The organism is Pseudomonas sp. H3_A02 (assembly GCF_054671965.1).
In genome coordinates, this window is sequence record NZ_CP162807.1 from 3,060,011 (window position 1) to 3,077,127 (window position 17,117).

13 protein-coding genes are annotated in these 17,117 nt (G+C 59.2%); 12 read left to right on the plus strand and 1 reads right to left on the minus strand.

From position 1 onward, the window contains the following. Positions 1–404: 404 nt before the first annotated feature. The 3 genes from AB4N80_RS13505 (at position 405) to AB4N80_RS13515 (ending at position 3,545) form a co-directional block, all read left to right on the plus strand. A complete protein-coding gene (locus AB4N80_RS13505) occupies positions 405–1,259 on the plus strand; it encodes a glycine betaine ABC transporter substrate-binding protein (RefSeq protein ID WP_122565963.1) in 855 nt (284 codons plus the stop codon). Positions 1,260–1,578: 319 nt separating this feature from the next. Next, positions 1,579–1,890 carry a DUF485 domain-containing protein gene (locus tag AB4N80_RS13510; RefSeq protein ID WP_122565961.1) on the plus strand — a complete coding sequence of 104 codons (312 nt, stop codon included), beginning with the start codon at positions 1,579–1,581 and terminating at the stop codon, positions 1,888–1,890. Beyond that, positions 1,887–3,545 carry a cation acetate symporter gene (locus AB4N80_RS13515; RefSeq protein WP_122565960.1) on the plus strand — a complete coding sequence of 553 codons (1,659 nt, stop codon included), beginning with the start codon at positions 1,887–1,889 and terminating at the stop codon, positions 3,543–3,545. The genes AB4N80_RS13510 and AB4N80_RS13515 overlap by 4 nt, the downstream gene beginning before the upstream one ends. Before the next feature lie 331 nt (positions 3,546–3,876). Here AB4N80_RS13515 and gltA read toward each other — a convergent pair whose 3' ends face one another. Beyond that, positions 3,877–5,166, minus strand: a complete 1,290-nt coding sequence (gltA, locus tag AB4N80_RS13520) for a citrate synthase (RefSeq protein WP_003204440.1) — start codon at positions 5,164–5,166, stop codon at positions 3,877–3,879. 365 nt (positions 5,167–5,531) lie between these two features. Here gltA and sdhC point away from each other — a divergent pair, with 365 nt between their 5' ends. The 9 genes from sdhC to sucD all read left to right on the plus strand — a co-directional run bounded on the left by sdhC (position 5,532) and on the right by sucD (position 16,916). Next, positions 5,532–5,906 (plus strand): succinate dehydrogenase, cytochrome b556 subunit, encoded by a 375-nt coding sequence (sdhC, locus tag AB4N80_RS13525; RefSeq protein ID WP_003179220.1) that lies wholly within the window; start codon positions 5,532–5,534, stop codon positions 5,904–5,906. After that, positions 5,900–6,268, plus strand: coding sequence for a succinate dehydrogenase, hydrophobic membrane anchor protein (gene sdhD, locus AB4N80_RS13530; protein ID WP_030138327.1), 369 nt, complete (start codon positions 5,900–5,902; stop codon positions 6,266–6,268). The genes sdhC and sdhD overlap by 7 nt, the downstream gene beginning before the upstream one ends. 3 nt (positions 6,269–6,271) lie before the next feature. Further along, positions 6,272–8,044 (plus strand): succinate dehydrogenase flavoprotein subunit, encoded by a 1,773-nt coding sequence (sdhA, locus tag AB4N80_RS13535; protein ID WP_053123969.1) that lies wholly within the window; start codon positions 6,272–6,274, stop codon positions 8,042–8,044. Positions 8,045–8,055: 11 nt separating this feature from the next. Then, complete coding sequence (locus AB4N80_RS13540; RefSeq protein ID WP_122565958.1) at positions 8,056–8,760, plus strand: succinate dehydrogenase iron-sulfur subunit; 705 nt, start codon at positions 8,056–8,058, stop codon at positions 8,758–8,760. A gap of 261 nt (positions 8,761–9,021) precedes the next feature. Beyond that, positions 9,022–11,853, plus strand: a complete 2,832-nt coding sequence (locus tag AB4N80_RS13545; RefSeq protein ID WP_122565957.1) for a 2-oxoglutarate dehydrogenase E1 component — start codon at positions 9,022–9,024, stop codon at positions 11,851–11,853. 44 nt (positions 11,854–11,897) lie between these two features. Continuing rightward, a complete protein-coding gene (gene odhB / locus AB4N80_RS13550) occupies positions 11,898–13,121 on the plus strand; it encodes a 2-oxoglutarate dehydrogenase complex dihydrolipoyllysine-residue succinyltransferase (RefSeq protein ID WP_122565956.1) in 1,224 nt (407 codons plus the stop codon). 111 nt (positions 13,122–13,232) lie between these two features. Continuing rightward, a complete protein-coding gene (lpdA, locus tag AB4N80_RS13555; RefSeq protein ID WP_122565955.1) occupies positions 13,233–14,669 on the plus strand; it encodes a dihydrolipoyl dehydrogenase in 1,437 nt (478 codons plus the stop codon). A gap of 196 nt (positions 14,670–14,865) precedes the next feature. Beyond that, entirely contained in the window at positions 14,866–16,032 is a 1,167-nt protein-coding gene (sucC, locus tag AB4N80_RS13560) for an ADP-forming succinate--CoA ligase subunit beta (RefSeq protein ID WP_003179235.1), read from the plus strand. Continuing rightward, on the plus strand, positions 16,032–16,916 hold the full coding sequence (gene sucD / locus AB4N80_RS13565; RefSeq protein WP_014339581.1) for a succinate--CoA ligase subunit alpha: 885 nt from the start codon (positions 16,032–16,034) through the stop codon (positions 16,914–16,916). The genes sucC and sucD overlap by 1 nt, the downstream gene beginning before the upstream one ends. Positions 16,917–17,117: the final 201 nt, after the last annotated feature.

Consider the following 17,117-nt stretch of genomic DNA (forward strand, 5'->3'; position numbering starts at 1 on the left):
GTGCCGAATGAAGTTCGCAGGCTATGACCACCGAAGCGGAGCCAAGTGCCATGACGGGCACAAAACAGGCACGGACGGGGTGCGATAGTAGCGGGACGATACACGGTCATGAGCAGTGGCGGCTAGTTATCTGGCATTTGCCGGATTTGGCCTGCGAATCTCACGCGTGAGAGGGGCGCCAGTTGCCCGTAATCATTAGCTGGCGTTCTGATGTCGTTTCTCGTTGCTTCGACGTCGCAGGCAGAGCAGGTTCCGGAACGGCACAGGTTGATGATCGATCCTGTCAGTACTCCACTGGCGTTCAGACCGGTTTGAGGGCGAGCGTGATGGGGGCGCTGAGCATCATAACAATACGTTGACGCCGTCCGGCATCCGTCGGGCGCAGCACTTTCGGGGAAGTAACGATGAAGATGCGACGACTCTTGGGCGCAGGTGCCGCACTGGTACTGGCCATCAGTTCCACCTTGGCCAGCGCCGAAACCAAAACCCTGAGCATCGGTTACGTTGACGGCTGGTCCGACAGCGTCGCGACCACCCACGTGGCCGCCGAAGTGATCAAGCAAAAACTCGGTTATGACGTGAAGCTGCAAGCGGTCGCGACCGGGATCATGTGGCAAGGCGTGGCCACCGGCAAACTCGACGCGATGCTCTCGGCCTGGCTGCCGGTGACTCACGGCGACTATTGGACCAAGAACAAAGACAACGTGGTCGACTACGGCCCCAACTTCAAGGATGCAAAAATCGGCCTGATCGTGCCGGAATACGTCAAGGCCAAGTCGCTCGAGGATCTCAAGACCGACGACTCCTTCAAGAAGCGCATCGTCGGCATCGACGCCGGTTCAGGCGTGATGCTCAAGACCGAACAGGCGATCAAGGATTACGACCTGACCGGTTATCAACTCAAGGCCAGTTCCGGCGCCGGCATGATCGCCGAGCTGACTCGTGCCGAGAAGAAAAACGAATCCATCGCCGTCACCGGTTGGGTGCCGCACTGGATGTTCGCCAAGTGGAAACTGCGCTTCCTGGAAGACCCGAAAGGCGTCTACGGCGCGGCTGAGACTGTAAACAGCATCGGCAGCAAGGAGCTGGGCACCAAGGCCCCGGAAGTGGCCGAGTTCCTGAAGAAATTCCAGTGGGCGTCGAAAGACGAGATCGGCGAAGTCATGCTGGCGATCCAAGAGGGTGCCAAGCCAGACGCCGCTGCCAAGGACTGGGTCGCCAAGCACCCGGACCGCGTGAAGGAGTGGACCGGCAAGTAATCGGCCTGGTTTAGCTGTTCCGAAAGCCGCATGACCGTGTGTCATGCGGTTTTTTTTTGTGCCCGCAATTCCTGGTTTCTCCACAATCCCCTTGTGGGAGCGAGCTGGCTCGCGGTAGCGGCGTATCTGCTTGCAGTCATGTTGAATGTAGCGCCGCCATCGCGAGCTGGCTCGCTCCCACAGGAGGGCAACTGCGAAAATGTGCGGGAAACCGGCAGCACCGTCATGTCGTTCTAATACTAAGGTCGTCTGGAACCTAGCCTTGAGCCGCATAGAGTAGGGCTGTTCCAATTAAATCTGTGCTGCGAGGATAAAAACAATGAACGACAGCATTTACCTCTCGATTCAAAACAGCCCGCGCTTCAAGGAGCTGGTGAGAAAAAGGGAAAAGTTCGCCTGGATTCTCTCGGCGATCATGCTTGGGCTGTATTCCGGCTTCATTCTTCTGATCGCCTACGGGCCACACATTCTCGGGGCCAAGATCACGCCTGAGTCCACCATCACCTGGGGTATCCCCATCGGCGTCGGCCTGATTGTCTCGGCCTTCGTCCTGACCGGCATTTACGTGCGACGCGCCAACGGCGAATTCGACGACCTGAACAATGCGATTCTCAAGGAGGCTCAGCAATGATCCGGCGTCTACTGGCTCTTTTGAGCGTCGCAGCGTTTGCACCGGGTGCCTGGGCGGCTGACGCCCTGACGGGTGCCGTGCAGAAACAACCCCTCAACGTCGCGGCTATCCTGATGTTCGTGGCCTTCGTCGGCGCGACTTTATATATCACCTACTGGGCGTCCAAGAAAAACAACTCGGCGGCCGACTACTATGCGGCCGGCGGCAAGATCACCGGCTTCCAGAACGGCCTGGCAATCGCTGGCGACTACATGTCGGCGGCGTCCTTCCTGGGGATTTCCGCGCTGGTGTTCACCTCCGGCTACGATGGCTTGATCTACTCCATCGGCTTCCTGGTGGGCTGGCCGATCATCCTGTTCCTGATCGCCGAGCGCCTGCGTAACCTGGGTAAATACACCTTTGCCGACGTGGCGTCCTATCGCCTCGGGCAAACCCAGATCCGCAGTCTGTCCGCCTGCGGCTCGCTGGTGGTGGTGGCGTTCTATCTGATTGCGCAAATGGTCGGTGCCGGCAAGCTGATCCAACTGCTGTTTGGCCTGGACTACCACGTTGCGGTGATCCTGGTGGGTATCCTGATGTGCCTCTACGTGTTGTTCGGCGGCATGCTGGCCACCACCTGGGTGCAGATCATCAAGGCGGTGTTGCTGCTGTCGGGTGCGTCGTTCATGGCCCTGATGGTTATGAAGCACGTCAACTTCGACTTCAATATGTTGTTCGCCGAAGCGGTGAAGGTTCACCCTAAAGGCGAGGCGATCATGAGCCCCGGCGGCCTGGTCAAGGATCCGATCTCGGCCTTCTCCCTGGGCCTGGCGCTGATGTTCGGTACCGCTGGCTTGCCACACATCCTGATGCGCTTCTTCACCGTGAGCGACGCCAAGGAAGCGCGCAAGAGCGTGCTGTATGCCACTGGCTTCATCGGCTACTTCTACATCCTGACCTTCATCATTGGCTTCGGCGCGATTCTGCTGGTCAGCACCAACCCGGCCTTCAAGGACGCGGCAGGTGCCTTGCTGGGTGGCAACAACATGGCGGCGGTGCATCTGTCCAACGCAGTTGGCGGCAGCATCTTCCTGGGCTTCATCTCGGCGGTGGCGTTCGCGACCATCCTGGCGGTGGTAGCGGGCCTGACCCTGGCCGGTGCCTCGGCGGTGTCCCATGACCTGTATGCCAGCGTGATCAAGAAAGGCAAGGCCAACGAGAAGGATGAGATTCGCGTCTCGAAAATCACCACCATCTGTCTGGCGGTGCTGGCGATCGGCCTGGGTATCCTGTTCGAGAAGCAGAACATCGCGTTCATGGTGGGCCTGGCGTTCTCCATCGCGGCGAGCTGCAACTTCCCGGTCCTGCTGCTCTCGATGTACTGGAAGAAGCTGACCACCCGTGGCGCCATGATTGGCGGCTGGTTGGGTCTGGTCAGTGCTGTGGGCCTGATGGTGCTCGGTCCGACCATCTGGGTGCAGATCATGGGGCACGAGAAGGCTATCTTCCCGTACGAATACCCAGCGCTGTTCTCCATGGCCATTGCGTTTGTCGGCATCTGGTTCTTCTCCGTCACCGACAAGTCGGCTGAAGGCGCGAACGAGCGGGCGCTGTTCTTCCCGCAGTTCGTGCGTTCGCAAACTGGTTTGGGGGCGAGTGGGGCGGTTAATCACTAAGCAGCGACAAGCTGAAAGCTTCAAGTTAAAGCGGTGCGTTTGAAGAAATACCCCGGTCCAGAGGCTGGGGTATTTTTTTGTGCTGGGTTTAAGGGTTGGCAGGGCTGCCGTCATCGCGAGCAAGCTCGCTCCCACAGGGGATCTCAAGTGAGTACAGGTTCTGTGTTCACAACCGGTCAACGGTGGGAGCGAGCTTGCTCGCGATGGCGCCGGGTCTGCCAATGCAGCTTCTGGATCAGATGAAAAGAGACCCAAACAAAACAGCCCCTGCTCTTATATAAGAAGCAGGGGCTGTTTCGGTGCAGCTCAAGACCTCATTGCAAGGCAGGTCTTACTTGCGGTCTTCCAGCTGGGTGATGTCACGCGACTCGTAGCCGGTGTACAACTGGCGCGGGCGGCCGATCTTGTACGGGCTGGAGAGCATTTCCTTCCAGTGGGAGATCCAGCCCACGGTCCGCGCCAGGGCGAAGATCACGGTGAACATGCTGGTTGGAATGCCGATCGCCTTGAGGATGATCCCCGAGTAGAAGTCGACGTTCGGGTACAGCGAGCGCTCGATGAAGTACGGGTCGGTCAGGGCGATCTCTTCCAGGCGCATGGCCAGTTCGAGTTGCGGATCGTTCTTGATCCCCAGTTCCTTGAGTACTTCGTCGCAGGTCTGCTTCATGACGGTGGCGCGCGGGTCGCGGTTCTTGTAGACCCGGTGACCGAAGCCCATCAGCTTGAACGGATCGTTCTTGTCCTTGGCCTTGGCGATGAACTTGTCGATGTTCGAGACATCGCCGATTTCATCGAGCATGGTCAGTACCGCTTCGTTGGCACCGCCGTGGGCAGGGCCCCAGAGTGCGGCGATACCGGCGGCGATACAGGCGAACGGGTTGGCACCCGAGGAGCCTGCCAGGCGCACGGTGGACGTAGAGGCGTTCTGCTCGTGGTCGGCATGGAGGATGAAGATCCGGTCCATGGCCTTGGCGAGCACCGGGCTGATCGGTTTGATCTCGCACGGGGTGTTGAACATCATATGCAGGAAGTTCTCTGCATAGGTCAGGTCGTTGCGCGGGTACATCATGGGCTGGCCCATGGAGTACTTGTAGACCATGGCTGCCAGGGTCGGCATCTTCGCCACCAGGCGGATCGCGGAGATTTCGCGATGCTGGGGGTTATTGATGTCCAGGGAGTCGTGGTAGAAGGCCGAGAGGGCACCGACAACGCCGCACATGACGGCCATCGGGTGGGCATCGCGACGGAAACCGTTGAAGAAAGTCTTCAACTGCTCGTGAACCATGGTGTGGTTCTTCACGGTGCTGACGAACTGGGCCTTTTGCTCTGCGGTTGGCAGCTCGCCGTTGAGCAGCAGGTAGCAGGTTTCCAGGTAGTCCGATTTTTCAGCCAGTTGCTCGATCGGGTAGCCGCGGTGCAGCAGGATGCCGTTGTCGCCGTCGATGTAGGTGATTTTCGACTCGCACGAGGCGGTCGACATGAAACCTGGGTCAAAGGTGAAACGGCCCGTGGCCGTCAGGCCCCGTACGTCGATTACATCGGGACCAACGGTGCCGGTTAAAATGGGCAGCTCGACGGGGGCTGCGCCCTCGATGATCAACTGCGCTTTTTTGTCAGCCATGTGGCCTCCTATTAATGCTTGAAATCATCAGACAGACCCCCCACGCAGGGCCCGCACCACTATAGTGAGATAAATCCGAAAGTCAATTTGCCTAAAGTCTTGCTCCAGAAGGCTTTAACCGCACTTTTTCCGCGAAATTGCCTGCCGTTTACGCCTTTTGCGCCATATGTGCAATGCGCTATTAGGGGAAGGTGAACGCGTTGTCATTAGTAGCCTAACTGTCTATACTCGGCCACCGACCGCCAGGGGCTTTTGGGCCTGCTTTCTTGGGGGTCGTCACTCCCTGGGTGGTGAGTACCTGACCAGTGCGCGCCCCAACAACTTTGCCCTGATTGTTAGGGGCTCTTCAGTGTGAAAAAAAAGCCGTGAAAAGCCAACGACCTGTAAACCTAGACCTAAGGACCATCAAACTCCCAGTCACTGCTTACACGTCCATTCTTCACCGTATTTCCGGTGTCATCCTCTTCGTCAGCCTGGCCATCATGCTTTATGCATTGGACAAGTCGCTCGATTCGGAAGAAGGCTTCGGTCAGGTGAAAGCGTGTCTGACCAGTCCGCTAGCCAAGCTAGTGATTTGGGGCATCCTGTCCGCCTTGCTGTATCACTTGGTTGCCGGTGTGCGCCACTTGATCATGGACATGGGCATCGGTGAGACGCTGGAAGGCGGCAAGCTGGGCTCGAAAATCATTATCGCCGTGTCTGCGGTGCTGATCGTTCTGGCAGGAGTCTGGATATGGTAACCAACGTCACGAACCTTTCGCGTTCGGGCCTGTATGACTGGATGGCCCAGCGTGTGTCTGCGGTCGTTCTCGCGGCTTACTTCATTTTCCTGATTGGATATGTCGTGGCAAACCCTGGCATTGGCTACGCCCAATGGCATGAACTGTTCGCAAACAACTGGATGCGCATCTTCAGTCTGCTGGCACTCGTCGCACTGGGCGCTCACGCCTGGGTCGGCATGTGGACCATCGCGACCGACTACCTGACGCAAATGGCGTTCGGCAAGTCGGCGACTGCCGTACGTTTCCTTTTCCAGGCGGTATGCGGCGTTGCGATGTTCGCTTACTTCGTCTGGGGTGTGCAGATTCTCTGGGGTATCTGATCCATGGCTAACATTCCAACGATTTCTTTCGACGCCATCATCATTGGTGGTGGCGGTGCCGGCATGCGCGCAGCGCTGCAACTGGCACAGGGCGGTCACAAGACTGCCGTGATCACCAAGGTTTTCCCAACGCGTTCGCACACCGTTTCCGCCCAGGGTGGCATCACCTGTGCCATCGCTTCGGCCGACCCGAACGATGACTGGCGCTGGCACATGTACGATACCGTCAAGGGTTCCGACTACATCGGTGACCAGGACGCGATCGAATACATGTGTCAGGAAGGCCCGGCCGCTGTGTTCGAGCTGGACCACATGGGCATGCCGTTCTCGCGTACCGAGCAAGGTCGTATCTACCAGCGTCCGTTCGGTGGCCAGTCCAAGGACTACGGCAAGGGCGGCCAGGCTGCGCGTACTTGCGCGGCGTCCGACCGTACCGGTCACGCACTGCTGCACACCCTGTACCAGGGCAACCTGAAAGCCGGTACTACGTTCCTGAACGAGTACTATGCCGTTGACCTGGTGAAGAACCAGGACGGCGCCTTCGTCGGTGTGATCGCGATCTGCATCGAAACCGGCGAAACCACCTACATCCGCGCCAAGGCCACCGTACTGGCGACCGGCGGTGCAGGCCGTATCTATGCTTCCACCACCAATGCCCTGATCAACACCGGTGACGGCGTTGGCATGGCCCTGCGTGCTGGCGTGCCGGTACAAGACATCGAAATGTGGCAGTTCCACCCGACCGGCATCGCCGGCGCCGGTGTACTGGTCACCGAAGGTTGCCGCGGTGAAGGCGGTTACCTGATCAACAAGCACGGCGAGCGTTTCATGGAGCGTTATGCGCCGAACGCCAAGGACCTTGCCGGTCGCGACGTAGTTGCCCGTTCGATGGTGAAAGAAATCATCGCCGGCAACGGTTGCGGTCCGAATGGCGACCACGTGATGCTCAAGCTCGATCACCTGGGCGAGGAAGTGCTGCACAGCCGCCTGCCAGGTATCTGCGAACTGTCCAAGACCTTCGCCCACGTCGACCCGGTCGTCGCGCCGGTTCCAGTAGTTCCAACCTGCCACTATATGATGGGCGGCGTTGCCACCAACATTCACGGCCAGGCGATCACCCAGAACGGCGAAGGCGTGGACGAAATCATCCCTGGCCTGTTCGCAGTGGGTGAAGTGGCGTGCGTATCGGTCCACGGTGCCAACCGCCTGGGCGGCAACTCGCTGCTCGACCTGGTGGTCTTCGGTCGTGCTGCCGGCCTGCACCTGGAGAAAGCGCTGTCCGACGGTATCGAATATGACGATGCCACCGACGCCAACATCGAAGCCGCCCTGGCGCGTCTGTCCGCTCTGAACGAGCGTACCGAAGGCGAGGACGTGGCAACCCTGCGTCGCGAGCTGCAAAACTGCATGCAGAACTACTTCGGTGTGTTCCGTACCGGCGAATACATGCAGAAGGGTATTGCCCAGCTGGCGCAATTGCGTGAACGAATCGCCAACGTGAAGATCAACGATAAGTCGCAGGCGTTCAACACTGCTCGTATCGAAGCGCTGGAATTGCAGAACCTGCTGGAAGTGGCCGAAGCCACCGCCATCGCCGCAGAAGTGCGTAAAGAGTCCCGTGGTGCCCACGCCCGCGAAGACTTCGAAGACCGTGACGACGAAAACTGGCTGTGCCACACCTTGTACTTCCCGGGTGAAAAACGCGTCGCCAAGCGTGCCGTGAACTTCTCGCCGAAGACTGTTCCGACTTTCGAACCAAAAGTCCGGACTTATTAAGGGTGACCGCTATGTTGCAAGTCAGTGTTTATCGCTACAACCCTGATCAGGACGCTGCGCCGTTCATGCAGGAATTCAAGGTCGATACCGGTGGTAAAGACCTGATGGTGCTGGACGTGCTGGCCCTGATCAAGGAGCAGGACGAAGGTTTTTCCTATCGTCGCTCTTGCCGTGAGGGCGTTTGCGGCTCCGACGGCATGAACATCAACGGCAAGAACGGCCTGGCCTGCATCACGCCGCTGTCGGCCGTGGTCAAGGGCAACAAGCTGGTGGTTCGTCCGTTGCCAGGTTTGCCGGTTATCCGTGACCTGGTCGTCGATATGAGCATCTTCTACAAGCAATACGAGAAGGTGAAGCCATTCCTGCAGAACGACACGCCGGCTCCGGCCATCGAGCGTCTGCAGTCCCCGGAAGAGCGTGAGAAGCTCGACGGTCTGTACGAGTGCATCCTGTGCGCTTGCTGCTCGACCTCGTGCCCATCCTTCTGGTGGAACCCGGACAAGTTCCTGGGCCCGGCCGCCCTGCTGCAAGCGTACCGCTTCCTGGCAGACAGCCGTGACACCAAGACGTCCGAGCGTCTGGCCGCACTGGATGACCCGTTCAGCGTATTCCGCTGCCGCGGGATCATGAACTGCGTCAACGTCTGCCCGAAAGGCCTGAACCCGACTAAGGCCATCGGTCACGTACGTAACATGCTGCTGCAAAACGGCGTGTGATTCAGCTGCTGTACCCGTAGAACCGCTGTACCCGTAAAGGCCAGGCGCGGGCTTCAACCCGCGTCTTGGCTATAACCAGAACAGCCGCTCACAAAGCGGCGGTTCTTATTTTGAAGAAATGAGACAAGCAGGGGCATCCGGGCTGGTACCCGGACTATCAGCGTGATCCTAAGTGGCTTGTTTTAGTCGCTGCACTCGGACTTCTGCAAGTTTGCTCGGTGTTTTCGCCGGTGGTGTTCCCCTAATCGAGGGTGACCAAGCATGCAAGAAAGCGTGATGCAGCGCATGTGGAACAGTGCCCACCTCTCCGGTGGTAACGCTGCCTATGTGGAAGAGCTCTACGAGCTCTACCTGCACGACCCTAACGCTGTGCCAGAAGAATGGCGCACCTACTTTCAGAAGTTGCCGGCTGACGGTAACTCTGCCACTGATGTTTCGCACTCGACGATTCGCGATCATTTCGTGCTGCTGGCAAAGAACCAGCGCCGCGCTCAACCGGTGTCTGCCGGCAGCGTGAGCTCCGAGCACGAGAAGAAGCAAGTTGAAGTATTGCGACTGATCCAGGCCTACCGGATGCGTGGCCACCAGGCAGCCCAGCTTGACCCGCTGGGGCTGTGGCAGCGTCCTGCACCTGCAGACCTGTCGATCACTCACTACGGCTTGACCAATGCCGACCTTGATACGACCTTCCGTGCCGGCGACCTGTTCATCGGCAAAGAGGAAGCGAGCCTACGCGAAATTCACGAAGCGTTGCAGCAGACATATTGCCGCACCATCGGCGCTGAATTCACGCACATCACCGATTCCGAGCAGCGCCAGTGGTTCCAGCAGCGTCTGGAAAGCGTTCGTGGCCGTCCGACGTACTCCGCCGACATCAAGAGCCACTTGCTCGAGCGCGTCACCGCCGGTGAAGGCCTGGAAAAATACCTGGGTACCAAATATCCGGGCACCAAGCGTTTCGGCCTGGAAGGCGGCGAAAGCCTGATTCCAATGCTGGATGAGCTGATCCAGCGTTCCGGTTCCTACGGCACCAAGGAAGTGGTCATCGGCATGGCCCACCGTGGCCGCCTGAACGTGCTGGTCAACACCTTCGGCAAGAACCCGCGCGAGCTGTTCGACGAGTTCGAAGGCAAGAAGAAGGTCGAGCTGGGCTCCGGTGACGTGAAGTACCACCAGGGCTTCTCGTCCAACGTGATGACCACCGGTGGCGAAGTCCACTTGGCCATGGCTTTCAACCCGTCCCACCTGGAAATCGTTTCCCCGGTGGTCGAGGGTTCGGTCCGTGCCCGCCAGGATCGTCGCAACGACCCGACCGGCGAGAAGGTGCTGCCGATCTCCATCCACGGTGACGCGGCATTCGCCGGTCAAGGCGTGGTCATGGAAACCTTCCAGATGTCGCAGACCCGCGGTTTCAAGACCGGCGGCACCGTGCACATCGTGATCAACAACCAGGTCGGTTTCACCATCAGCAACCCGCTGGACTCGCGTTCCACCGAGTACGCAACCGACGTCGCGAAGATGATCCAGGCGCCGATTCTCCATGTGAATGGCGATGACCCGGAAGCCGTGCTGTTCGTGACCCAGTTGGCCATCGACTACCGCATGCAGTACAAGCGCGACGTGGTGATCGACCTGGTCTGCTACCGTCGTCGCGGCCACAACGAGGCCGACGAGCCTAGCGGTACCCAGCCTCTGATGTACCAGCAGATCGCCAAGCAGCGCACCACCCGTGAGCTGTATGCCGAGCGCCTGACCCAAGGCGGCGTGCTGGATGCAGAGCGCGTCCAGGAAAAAGTCGATGAATATCGCAATGCCCTGGATAACGGCCTGCACGTTGTAAAAAGCCTGGTCAAGGAACCGAACAAAGAGTTGTTCGTGGACTGGCGTCCGTACCTGGGCCACGCCTGGACCGCGCGTCACGACACGCGTTTCGACCTCAAGACCCTGCAGGAACTGTCCGCCAAGCTGCTGGAAATCCCGGAAGGCTTCGTGGTCCAGCGCCAGGTTGCGAAGATCTACGAAGACCGGCAGAAGATGCAAGCCGGCGGCCTGCCGATCAACTGGGGTTACGCCGAAACCATGGCGTACGCGACCCTGGCGTTCGAAGGTCACCCGATTCGCATCACCGGCCAGGACGTAGGCCGCGGTACTTTCTCGCACCGCCACGCGGCGCTGCACAACCAGAAAGACGCCAGCACCTACATCCCGCTGCAACACCTGTACAAAGGCCAGCCACGTTTCGACTTGTACGATTCGCTGCTGTCCGAAGAAGCCGTCCTGGCGTTCGAATATGGCTATTCCACCACCGAGCCAAATGCCCTGGTGATCTGGGAAGCCCAATTCGGCGACTTCGCCAACGGTGCCCAGGTGGTTGTCGACCAGTTCATCACCAGCGGCGAGCACAAGTGGGGCCGTCTCTGCGGTCTGACCATGCTGTTGCCACACGGTTATGAAGGGCAGGGGCCGGAGCACTCGTCGGCACGTCTGGAGCGTTACCTGCAACTGTGCGCCGAGCACAACGTCCAGGTTTGCGTACCAACGACCCCGGCACAGATCTACCACCTGCTGCGTCGCCAGGTCATCCGTCCGCTGCGCAAGCCGCTGATCGTGCTGACACCGAAGTCGCTGCTGCGTCACAAGCTGGCGATCTCAACGCTCGAGGACCTGGCCGAAGGCTCGTTCCAGACCGTCATTTCGGAAATCGATACCCTGGACGCGGCGAAGGTGACTCGCCTGATCCTGTGCAGCGGCAAGGTCTACTACGACTTGCTGGAAAAACGTCGTGCCGAAGGCCGCGAAGACATCGCCATCGTGCGTATCGAGCAGCTTTACCCGTTCCCGGAAGAGGACCTGATGGAGGCCATCGCGCCTTACACCAACCTCACCCATGTGGTGTGGTGTCAGGAAGAACCGATGAACCAAGGCGCGTGGTACAGCAGCCAGCATCACCTGCGTCGCAGCATCGGCAACCATAACAAGGCCCTGGGCCTGGAATATGCCGGCCGTGATGCTTCCGCTGCACCTGCGTGTGGTTATGCGTCGATGCACGCCGAGCAGCAGGAAAAACTGCTGCAAGATGCCTTCACTGTTTAACGCCTTCGCGCTGACTGAAACCGAATTTTAAGGACCCACAGATAATGGCTATCGAAATCAAAGCCCCGTCATTCCCGGAATCGGTTGCCGATGGCACCGTTGCCACCTGGCACAAGAAACCAGGCGAGGCCGTCAAGCGTGACGACCTGATCGTCGACATCGAGACCGACAAGGTCGTGCTGGAAGTGTTGGCCGAAGCTGACGGCGTGCTGGGCGCAATCATTGCCGAGGAGGGCGCTACCGTTCTGTCGAACCAGGTCCTGGGCTCGATCGAAGAGGGCGGCGCCGCCGCCGCCGCTCCAGCCGCCGCTGCTGCGCCTGCCGCTGCCCAAGCTGCTGCTCCAGCCGCCGATGGCGAAGACGATCCAGTCGCTGCGCCTGCTGCTCGCAAGATTGCCGAAGAGAATGGCATCAACATCGCTTCCGTTGCCGGCACCGGCAAGGGCGGTCGTGTGACCAAGGAAGACGTGGTGGCCGCCGTTGCCGCCAAGAAAGCCGCGCCAGCCGCTGCCCCGTCCAAGCCTGCCGCGCCGGCCGCCGCCGCTCCGGTGTTCGCTGCCGGTGACCGCGTTGAAAAGCGCGTTCCAATGACCCGCCTGCGTGCCAAGGTTGCCGAGCGTCTGGTTGAAGCTCAGTCGAACATGGCGATGCTGACCACCTTCAACGAAGTCGACATGACCGAAGTCATGGCCCTGCGTTCGAAGTACAAAGACCTGTTCGAGAAGTCCCACAACGGCGTACGCCTGGGCTTCATGTCGTTCTTCGTCAAGGCTGCCACCGAAGCGCTGAAACGCTTCCCGGCCGTCAACGCGTCGATCGACGGTTCCGACATCGTCTACCACGGCTACGCCGACATCGGTGTCGCGGTTTCCAGCGACCGTGGCCTGGTGGTTCCGGTACTGCGCAACGCCGAACTGATGAGCCTGGCCGAAATCGAAGGCGGCATCGCCACCTTCGGCAAGAAGGCCCGTGACGGCAAGCTGTCCATCGAAGAGATGACCGGCGGTACGTTCACCATCACCAACGGTGGTACATTCGGTTCGATGATGTCGACCCCGATCGTCAACCCGCCGCAAGCGGCTATCCTGGGCATGCACAACATCCTGCAGCGTCCGATGGCGATCAATGGTCAGGTCGTGATTCGTCCGATGATGTACCTGGCTCTGTCTTACGATCACCGCCTGATCGACGGCAAAGAAGCCGTGACGTTCCTGGTCACCATCAAGAACCTGCTTGAAGATCCGGCTCGTCTGCTGCTGGATATCTGATTTTCGCCGCGAGGGCCGGTCTGTCGACCGGCCTCTTGCTGAAACAACCGGTTTCGTCCCTCGACGGTCATCACAAGTGATCGTCCGGTTTGATTCGAAAAGGAATGACTCATGACTCAGAAATTCGACGTGGTAGTGATTGGTGCGGGCCCTGGCGGCTACGTAGCGGCCATCAAGGCTGCGCAACTGGGCCTTACCACTGCCTGCATCGAGAAATACACCGACAAGGAAGGCAAACAGGCCTTGGGCGGTACTTGCCTGAACGTCGGTTGCATTCCTTCCAAGGCGCTGCTGGACAGCTCCTGGAAATACAAGGAAGCGAAAGAAAGCTTCAACGTTCACGGTATCTCTACCGGTGAAGTGAAAATGGACGTGGCCGCGATGGTTGGCCGCAAGGCTGGCATCGTCAAGAACCTGACCAGCGGTGTCGCCACCCTGTTCAAGGCCAACGGCGTGACCTCCATCGAAGGCCACGGCAAGCTGCTGATGGGCAAGAAAGTCGAAGTGACCAAGCCAGACGGTTCGGTTGAAGTGATCGAAGCCGAAAACGTCATCCTGGCGCCAGGCTCGCGTCCGATCGACATCCCACCGGCTCCGGTCGACCAGAACGTGATCGTCGACTCCACCGGCGCCCTGGAATTCCAGACCGTGCCAAAACGCCTGGGCGTGATCGGCGCTGGCGTGATCGGCCTCGAGCTGGGTTCGGTATGGTCGCGCCTGGGCGCTGAAGTGACCGTGCTCGAAGCCCTCGACACCTTCCTGATGGCCGCTGACACCGCGGTGTCCAAGGAAGCGCTGAAAACCCTGACCAAACAGGGCCTGGACATCAAGCTGGGCGCTCGCGTGACCGGTTCGAAGGTCAACGGCGAAGAAGTTGTGGTGAACTACACCGACGCCAAGGGCGAACAGACCATCACCTTCGACAAGCTGATCGTAGCGGTCGGCCGTCGCCCGGTGACCACCGACTTGCTGGCTGCCGACAGCGGCGTGGAAATCGATGAGCGCGGCTTCATCCACGTTGACGATCATTGCGCAACCGCCGTACCGGGCGTCTTCGCCATCGGTGACGTGGTCCGCGGCATGATGCTGGCGCACAAGGCTTCCGAGGAAGGCATCATGGTTGTCGAGCGCATCAAGGGCCACAAAGCCCAGATGAACTACGACCTGATCCCTTCGGTTATCTACACCCACCCGGAAATCGCATGGGTTGGCAAGACCGAGCAGGCCTTGAAAGCCGAAGGCGTTGAAGTTAACGTCGGCACCTTCCCGTTCGCCGCCAGTGGCCGTGCCATGGCAGCCAACGATACCGGTGGTTTCGTGAAAGTCATCGCCGATGCCAAGACGGACCGCGTATTGGGCGTTCACGTTATTGGCCCAAGCGCTGCCGAGCTGGTACAGCAAGGCGCGATCGGTATGGAATTCGGCACCAGCGCTGAAGACCTGGGCATGATGGTCTTCTCCCATCCGACCCTGTCCGAAGCCTTGCACGAAGCGGCCCTGGCCGTAAATGGCGGCGCCATCCACGTGGCCAACCGCAAGAAGCGTTAATAGACAATAAGAAACCACGGCGGTATGGCCCGTCGTGAGCCTTGCGAGCAAGACTCACCGCGGAATATCCGCTGGACGCAGCCTTGCGTAGCGGCACCGGTTCACCGGAACGCTGCGCAAGCAGCAGTCACAGGTGGTGCGGCACCAGAACGGTGCAGCACCGAATGCGCAGTACCTAACGAAGACGGTAATAAGCATGAATCTTCACGAGTATCAGGGTAAGCAGCTGTTCGCTGAGTACGGCCTGCCAGTATCCACCGGTTACGCGGTAGACACCCCGGAAGCGGCAGCAGAAGCTTGCGACAAAATCGGCGGCAGCGAATGGGTTGTCAAAGCCCAGGTTCACGCCGGTGGTCGCGGTAAAGCGGGCGGCGTCAAGCTGGTTCGCAGCAAAGAAGACGCCAAAGCCTTCGCACAGCAGTGGCTGGGCAAGCGTCTGGTGACTTACCAGACTGACGCCAACGGTCAGCCAGTCACCAAGATCCTGGTTGAATCGTGCACTGATATCGCTAAAGAGCTGTACCTGGGCGCTGTCGTTGATCGTTCGAGCCGTCGCATCGTGTTCATGGCTTCCACCGAAGGTGGCGTGGACATCGAGAAAATCGCTCACGATACCCCTGAGAAAATCCTCAAGGCCACCATCGATCCACTGGTTGGCGCACAGCCATTCCAGGGTCGCGAGCTGGCTTTCCAGCTGGGTCTGGAAGGCAAGCAGGTCACTCAATTCGCCAAGATCTTCGTAGGTCTGGCCAAGCTGTTCCAGGACCACGACCTGGCACTGCTGGAAGTGAACCCGCTGGTGATCAAGGCCGACGGCGATCTGCACTGCCTCGATGCCAAGATCAACATCGACGCCAACGCCATGTACCGTCAGCCTAAGCTGAAGACTTTCCACGATCCGTCGCAAGACGATCCGCGCGAAGCGCACGCTGCCAAGTTCGAACTGAACTACGTAGCCCTGGAAGGCAACATCGGCTGCATGGTCAACGGTGCCGGCCTGGCCATGGGTACCATGGACATCGTCAACCTGCATGGCGGCAAGCCAGCCAACTTCCTCGACGTGGGCGGCGGAGCTACCAAGGAACGTGTAACCGAAGCGTTCAAGATCATCCTGTCCGACACCAACGTCGCCGCAGTACTGGTCAACATCTTCGGCGGCATCGTTCGCTGCGACATGATTGCCGAAGGCATCATCGGCGCCGTGAAAGAAGTCGGCGTGAAAATCCCGGTTGTTGTTCGCCTCGAAGGCAACAACGCTGAGCTGGGCGCTAAAGTACTGGCAGAAAGCGGTTTGAACATCATCGCTGCTACCAGCCTGACCGACGCTGCTCAACAAGTCGTTAAAGCTGCGGAGGGCAAATAATGAGCGTCCTGATCAATAAAGACACCAAGGTTATCTGCCAGGGTATTACCGGTTCGCAAGGTAGTTTCCACACCCAGCAAGCCCTGGAATACGGCACCAAGATGGTTGGCGGCGTAACACCGGGCAAAGGCGGCACCGAGCACCTGGGCCTGCCGGTCTTCAACACCGTGAAAGACGCTGTAGCTGCCACTGGCGCCACCGCCAGCGTGATCTACGTTCCAGCTCCTTTCTGCAAGGATTCCATCCTTGAAGCAGCGTTCGGCGGCATCAAGCTGATCGTCTGCATCACCGAAGGCATCCCGACCATCGACATGCTGGAAGCCAAGGTCAAGTGCGACGAGCTGGGTATCACCCTGATCGGCCCTAACTGCCCAGGCGTGATCACCCCAGGCGAATGCAAGATCGGCATCATGCCAGGTCACATTCACTTGCCAGGCAAGGTCGGTATCGTTTCCCGTTCCGGCACCCTGACCTACGAAGCTGTGAAGCAGACCACTGACGCCGGTTTCGGTCAGTCGACTTGCGTCGGCATCGGCGGTGACCCGATCCCAGGCTCGAACTTCATCGACATCCTGAAGCTGTTCCAGGAAGACCCGAAGACCGAAGCGATCGTCATGATCGGTGAGATCGGCGGTTCGGCTGAAGAAGAAGCCGCTGCCTACATCAAGGCCAACGTGACCAAGCCGGTTGTTTCCTACATCGCTGGTGTGACTGCTCCTCCGGGCAAGCGCATGGGTCATGCTGGTGCAATCATCTCTGGCGGCAAAGGCACTGCAGACGAGAAATTCGCTGCGCTGCAAGACGCAGGCGTGAAAACCGTGCGTTCGCTGGCAGACATCGGCAAGGCCCTGGCCGAGCTGACTGGCTGGGAAATGAAGAAGTAAGCTTCGGCTGACTTTTTTGTTCCAGCAACAAAGGCCACCTTCGGGTGGCCTTTGTCGTTTCTGGCACGGTGGGAGCAAGGATATGTGGGAACAAGACTGTGTAGGAGCAAGGCTTTGTGAAAACAACTCTCTGTGGGAGCAAGGCTTGCCCGCGATACAGGCGACTCGGTTCTATCTGTCAGATCACGTTGATGCCATCGC

Bases quoted from the DNA above. Each gene is read 5' to 3' on its own strand.
- AB4N80_RS13505 (WP_122565963.1), top strand. From the start codon at position 405: ATGAAGATGCGACGACTCTTGGGCGCAGGTGCCGCACTGGTACTGGCC.
- AB4N80_RS13510 (WP_122565961.1), top strand. From the start codon at position 1,579: ATGAACGACAGCATTTACCTCTCGATTCAAAACAGCCCGCGCTTCAAG.
- AB4N80_RS13515 (WP_122565960.1), top strand. From the start codon at position 1,887: ATGATCCGGCGTCTACTGGCTCTTTTGAGCGTCGCAGCGTTTGCACCG.
- gltA (WP_003204440.1), bottom strand. From the start codon at position 5,166: ATGGCTGACAAAAAAGCGCAGTTGATCATCGAGGGCGCAGCCCCCGTC.
- sdhD (WP_030138327.1), top strand. From the start codon at position 5,900: ATGGTAACCAACGTCACGAACCTTTCGCGTTCGGGCCTGTATGACTGG.
- sdhA (WP_053123969.1), top strand. From the start codon at position 6,272: ATGGCTAACATTCCAACGATTTCTTTCGACGCCATCATCATTGGTGGT.
- AB4N80_RS13540 (WP_122565958.1), top strand. From the start codon at position 8,056: ATGTTGCAAGTCAGTGTTTATCGCTACAACCCTGATCAGGACGCTGCG.
- AB4N80_RS13545 (WP_122565957.1), top strand. From the start codon at position 9,022: ATGCAAGAAAGCGTGATGCAGCGCATGTGGAACAGTGCCCACCTCTCC.
- odhB (WP_122565956.1), top strand. From the start codon at position 11,898: ATGGCTATCGAAATCAAAGCCCCGTCATTCCCGGAATCGGTTGCCGAT.
- lpdA (WP_122565955.1), top strand. From the start codon at position 13,233: ATGACTCAGAAATTCGACGTGGTAGTGATTGGTGCGGGCCCTGGCGGC.
- sucC (WP_003179235.1), top strand. From the start codon at position 14,866: ATGAATCTTCACGAGTATCAGGGTAAGCAGCTGTTCGCTGAGTACGGC.
- sucD (WP_014339581.1), top strand. From the start codon at position 16,032: ATGAGCGTCCTGATCAATAAAGACACCAAGGTTATCTGCCAGGGTATT.